At 43.6% G+C, this 4,469-nt stretch carries 6 protein-coding genes and 1 pseudogene; 5 read left to right on the top strand and 2 right to left on the bottom strand.

Annotated features, from left to right (window positions below; all coding sequences use genetic code 11):
- The 3 genes and pseudogenes from V7K27_RS18700 to V7K27_RS18710 form a co-directional block, all read left to right on the top strand.
- A pseudogene (locus V7K27_RS18700) lies at positions 1-353 on the top strand (hypothetical protein); the annotation flags it as partial.
- A 572-nt stretch (positions 354-925) separates the two neighbouring features.
- A complete protein-coding gene (locus V7K27_RS18705) occupies positions 926-1,537 on the top strand; it encodes a hypothetical protein (protein WP_334949589.1) in 612 nt (203 codons plus the stop codon).
- On the top strand, positions 1,537-1,668 hold the full coding sequence (locus V7K27_RS18710) for a hypothetical protein (RefSeq protein WP_334949590.1): 132 nt from the start codon (positions 1,537-1,539) through the stop codon (positions 1,666-1,668). Before V7K27_RS18705 ends, V7K27_RS18710 begins: the two co-directional genes overlap by 1 nt.
- A 19-nt stretch (positions 1,669-1,687) precedes the next feature.
- Here V7K27_RS18710 and V7K27_RS18715 read toward each other — a convergent pair whose 3' ends face one another.
- Positions 1,688-2,056: a Dethiobiotin synthetase gene (locus tag V7K27_RS18715; protein ID WP_334949591.1), complete on the bottom strand. Its 369-nt coding sequence runs from the start codon at positions 2,054-2,056 to the stop codon at positions 1,688-1,690.
- A 208-nt stretch (positions 2,057-2,264) separates the two neighbouring features.
- On the opposite strand from V7K27_RS18715, the gene V7K27_RS18720 reads away from it, so the two are divergent.
- Together V7K27_RS18720 and psaC are read left to right on the top strand one after the other, a co-directional pair.
- On the top strand, positions 2,265-2,504 hold the full coding sequence (locus V7K27_RS18720) for a hypothetical protein (RefSeq protein WP_334949592.1): 240 nt from the start codon (positions 2,265-2,267) through the stop codon (positions 2,502-2,504).
- 756 nt (positions 2,505-3,260) lie between these two features.
- Positions 3,261-3,506, top strand: a complete 246-nt coding sequence (gene psaC, locus V7K27_RS18725) for a photosystem I iron-sulfur center protein PsaC (protein WP_012411495.1) — start codon at positions 3,261-3,263, stop codon at positions 3,504-3,506.
- Between the two features lie 730 nt (positions 3,507-4,236).
- Here the strand turns inward: psaC and V7K27_RS18730 are convergent.
- Positions 4,237-4,469, bottom strand: a 233-nt coding sequence (locus tag V7K27_RS18730; protein WP_334949593.1) for a hypothetical protein, incomplete at its 5' end; no start/stop codon positions are given.

Raw genomic sequence — 4,469 nt, forward strand, 5'->3', positions numbered from 1 at the left:
CGGCGGCAAAGTTAGGAGTTAGTGAAGCACAGTTAAAGGATGCGTTGGGAGTTCCTGCCAATTTTTCAAATCAAGGCGATCGCAATCAGCGTCCAACTCGACCGAATTTTGCAGCAGCTGCGGCAAAGTTAGGAGTTAGTGAAACACAGTTAAAGGATGCGTTGGGAGTTCCTGCCAATTTGACAAATCAAGGCGATCGCAATCAGCGTCCAACTCGACCGAATTTTGCAGCAGCTGCGGCAAAGTTAGGAGTTACAGAAGCACAGTTAAAGGATGCACTAGGTGTTCCACCTCATCCTCCTGGCGTTGACAGAGCCTCTCCTTACCAAAATCGCCCTAATCTACCAAAATAGCTGAACATTATCTAGATTAACGAAAAAATTAAGTAGGTCGGCGCAATTAAAGCTAACTGGTGAAGGCTGTCAAACAATTTTGGATTTTAGATTTTAGATTTTAGATTTTAGATTGACCCCATGCCTAAAGCTGACTTTTCACGGTATCTGGAAAACCTCACTTCTATTTCTCTCTTCCTTTAAGGAGAGAGACTTTGAATTTTCCCCCTTCCCTGCTAGGGAAGGGGGTTAGGGGGTTAGGTTTTTTGTAGCTTTTCCACATAACGTGAAAAGTCAGATGCCTAAAGTCACTTTAAGTCTCATAGCCCCTGAGATACCTCACCCTGGTTTTGCTATGCAAAACCTGTCCCTCTCCTTGGTAAGGAGAGGGATGTTTGATAAGACAGGGTGAGGTTTTAGAGGACTTTTGGGTAATCGGATAACTTGTGTGTACACCGTAGTTCTGGCAAAGGGAGAAGATTCGGCTTCGCGGGGCGATCGCTGCAACCCATTGAAATAATCTTACTAAAAAACGGGAAAACTATGGTTACTCCACTAATAGGGGAATTTCCATGAAAGTCCTGAATCAGAAAATGCTGAAAAAATCTCTGCTTAACTGTTTGATTTTGCCTGTTTCTTTAGCAACCGGGCTGTGCGTGGGAACGCTTTTTAATTCCAAAGTTAATGCTTTACCAGGGCAAAGTACAGAGGAAGTCGGCACCTGGATTAAAGCACATCCCACACTCCGCCCCAGGAGTGGGGAGCAATTGTTTGTGCAAAAGACTGATACTGCTGCTCAACGATTCAGTTTTCAAGCGTCGGTATTGCCTCCCGGTAGGATAGAATTTTCTAAAGACCGTGGCAGAATTCGCAGTGAGCGCATTGCCATGTATGATGCGATTAACGGCATGACATTTGCACGTCTCCAAGAATCCTTGCGGGTAATTTATGGCTTGGAGATTTATCAAGACTACGATCGCGCCCAAGTCGTGTACCAGTATCCTAACCAAAAGGTAATTGACTCGGCGCGTTTTGCCGAAACTCCGATTCGGGAAGCTTTAAAGGGAGAATTACGAGTAGGCGATCGCTATGTATATTGGGTGGAAATTGCTCAACCCAAGACAGGCAAAGCTTTTACCGGTCAAATGACGGTTTTGCTCAAAACTGACCTAGACAAGTTAGAAAGGGAACTGCAAAATCGTTAATGGGCATTGGGCATTGGGCATTGGGCACTTGTACTCAGCGTTGCCGAAGTATTGGACATTGGTCATTGCTTATTTCCTTGTCCCCCTCATCTCCCTCATCTCCCTCATCCCCCTCATCTTTTCTCGTTTAAAGATTACTGAATTGCTGTTCTACAACTTCCCCAACCCCACAGGAGCTAGGGTTTGCCATATACCCGAAAAGATACTTTCAGATGCTAAGGAAATTCGTACCAAATCTTCTTTCAGTAGTGGCGGCCAATCAACCCCGGCTTTACGCCCTGCTGCAAATAGCTGTTGTGCCTTAATGCTTAACTGATAAAGAGCTAAAGCCAGTTCTCGGTCTAGGCTCTTTGCATCTTTAAGGGCTTCAAACACCACTTTCAATGCCAACAAAATCGAGGTGATCTGACCGGGTACCGGGGGTTTCCCCTGTTTCATACGCGTTAACAGCGCATCTGGGTTTTCCTCGGTTATGATTGTCTGATCTATGACGAGTTTCCGAGCTGTTTCGTAATTCATGTAGTCAGTTTAGCGTAGATTTTGTTTCAGCATGAGTACCTAATTAAAAAGTCATCAAACTGGCTTTTGATTATTTATAGCAATCTCATTTGATTTATGAAAAGATCGGCGTGGGGAAAATGATGGGGAATTTGCGATGCTCTAGGTTAACCAGATAGACTGAATATAATATCTTTGAAAATATACCTTCCTGGGAATCAGAAGCAAAATGATATCACCGAATTTACTGGAAATTGAGCGCTCCGTCCTTGCCTTGTCTGTGGAAGAACAACTTTGGTTACTAGAAAGTATTGCTCGACAAATCCGAGAAAGTGAGTATACAAAAGATAAATTGGCTGATGTTAAAAATCCCGAAGAGCAAGTGGAAGTGATGGCTAGTGAGCCAAAGGTTCTAACAGAAATTGCTGCTATAAAAAATGATGAATTTGCGATTTCTGAAATTCTCTGAAATCTAAAAATTATGAGATTGCCAGACTTAAAAAGTCAAATATACAAGTTATCGGTGAGCGATCGCTTAGAAAATTGCTGAGTGCGATCGCCCGTTCACTACAAAACAACTCACGCCGAAGTCTTGCCCACCCTAATTATGCAAGTAAAATGTGGAATATCTTACTCAGTTATCAGGCTTACTACAATAGATGATATACAAATACTAAATTATATGTGAATATGTGAAAAATTTTAATTAATAATAGGATAGGCTTTACCCATCCAAACCTGGATATAGTGAGCAAACCCATCCTATGTATATTTTATGCCAATTCTCACGCAAACAATAACTGCGATCGCCTAGTTTTGGCGGGTAAGCGATCGCAAAATCAGATTATTCTGTATACAGCTAATTTCAAATTTTCAATAATAATTAATATTTCGTTACAAAATTGGTTTATTTGATTGTACATAGTTGTTAAGCAATAAGTACCATAGATAACTCCAATGCGATCTTTATAGATTGACTTTTGTTTCATATATCTTTACGTTTTCACCACATTATGGTACTGCAATAGTGTAAATACGCTCCTGTGATGTTGCTGATTAATAAGTCAATAGGGATGATCTCGGAAAAACAATTGATCAAGGGTGTTCATTACATTGTTTGAAGTTATGTAGCCTTTTGATTACGGCCTATCAACCACTGCGGTAAACTGTGCGTTGATTATGATTCTTTCGCAGAGAAGAACACTCGAAAGGAGCGGTTTTTTCAATGTCTCATACCGTAAAAATCTACGATACCTGCATTGGCTGCACCCAATGCGTCCGCGCTTGCCCTACTGATGTACTGGAGATGGTTCCTTGGGATGGCTGCAAAGCTGCTCAAATTGCCTCTTCACCCCGTACAGAAGACTGCGTGGGCTGTAAGCGCTGCGAAACCGCTTGTCCCACCGACTTTTTGAGCATCCGGGTTTACCTGGGCGCTGAAACAACTCGCAGTATGGGTCTGGCTTACTAAAAAGCTCAGTGCTAAGTCACTGAACTTCTGATCGCGATGCAGGTCTACTGCCCAACTGTTCTTTCTAGAACGGTTGCCTTGTCTCCTTTGGACGTAAGGGAGAGGCGCAAGCCTTTGCGCCTCTCGGCAGTGATATAGACCATCAAAAAAAGCCTCCGCTCAGAGTTCTCGCTGAGTCCTGAGTTCTGAGACAAAAGAAGTAAATCAAAAAAACAATTTCTTGATTCTTCACTCGGAACTCAGAACTCAGAACTCAAGAATTTTAACAAAACAGAATTCAGGAGGAGCCAGTGCGGTGAGGCAGCCCCCGTCTTGGCGGTTCCCGTCGTTCGCGTAGCGTCTCCGAAGGAGATTGGGGGACTGCCGTTCGCCCAAGCCGGGCACCGGAGGCATCACCCGAAGGGTCTTGGGGTTTCCCCAAGTGGAGCAACTGGCGTTCAGTCGCCAGAATTCAATTCTGAATTTTGTGTAACTGGTGTAAGCATTGCGGTAGCGAGTCAGACGCTCCATTGGTGTCAACTTAAGCCAAAACCCTTTTAAAATCTCGTTTACAGCCAGAGGCTGTAAATGCTGCTCGTTGCGGCTCTGCCGCAAGTCTTGAGGCGGAGCCTCAATGAATGCATTCCCAGTCTCCGACTGGGAACGAGACAATCTTAAAAGCTGCTTATAGACTGGCTTTCACGTTAAGTTGACACGTATGCAGACGCTCGTACCCCTACAGGGAACCAAGCTACGCGTAGCGGGTGTATTGCATCCAAACGAGCGTAGGCGTAGCCCGCACAACGCCGCGCTCTGTTACCACCGTAGACATCGCTATATTATATTGATTCTGAATTCTGGCTTCTGAATTCTTCTTTATTGATTCTGAATTCTGAATTCTGGCTTCTGAATTCTTCTTTATTGATTCTGAATTCTGAATTCTGGCTTCTGAATTCTTCTTTATTGATTCTGAATTCTGAATTC

This window comes from Nostoc sp. (assembly GCF_036919575.1).
In the GTDB taxonomy this organism is placed as follows: Bacteria; Cyanobacteriota; Cyanobacteriia; order Cyanobacteriales; family Nostocaceae; genus Nostoc.

Bases quoted from the DNA above. Each gene is read 5' to 3' on its own strand.
- V7K27_RS18720 (WP_334949592.1), top strand. From the start codon at position 2,265: ATGATATCACCGAATTTACTGGAAATTGAGCGCTCCGTCCTTGCCTTG.
- V7K27_RS18715 (WP_334949591.1), bottom strand. From the start codon at position 2,056: ATGAATTACGAAACAGCTCGGAAACTCGTCATAGATCAGACAATCATA.
- V7K27_RS18705 (WP_334949589.1), top strand. From the start codon at position 926: ATGCTGAAAAAATCTCTGCTTAACTGTTTGATTTTGCCTGTTTCTTTA.
- V7K27_RS18710 (WP_334949590.1), top strand. From the start codon at position 1,537: ATGGGCATTGGGCATTGGGCATTGGGCACTTGTACTCAGCGTTGCCGA.
- psaC (WP_012411495.1), top strand. From the start codon at position 3,261: ATGTCTCATACCGTAAAAATCTACGATACCTGCATTGGCTGCACCCAA.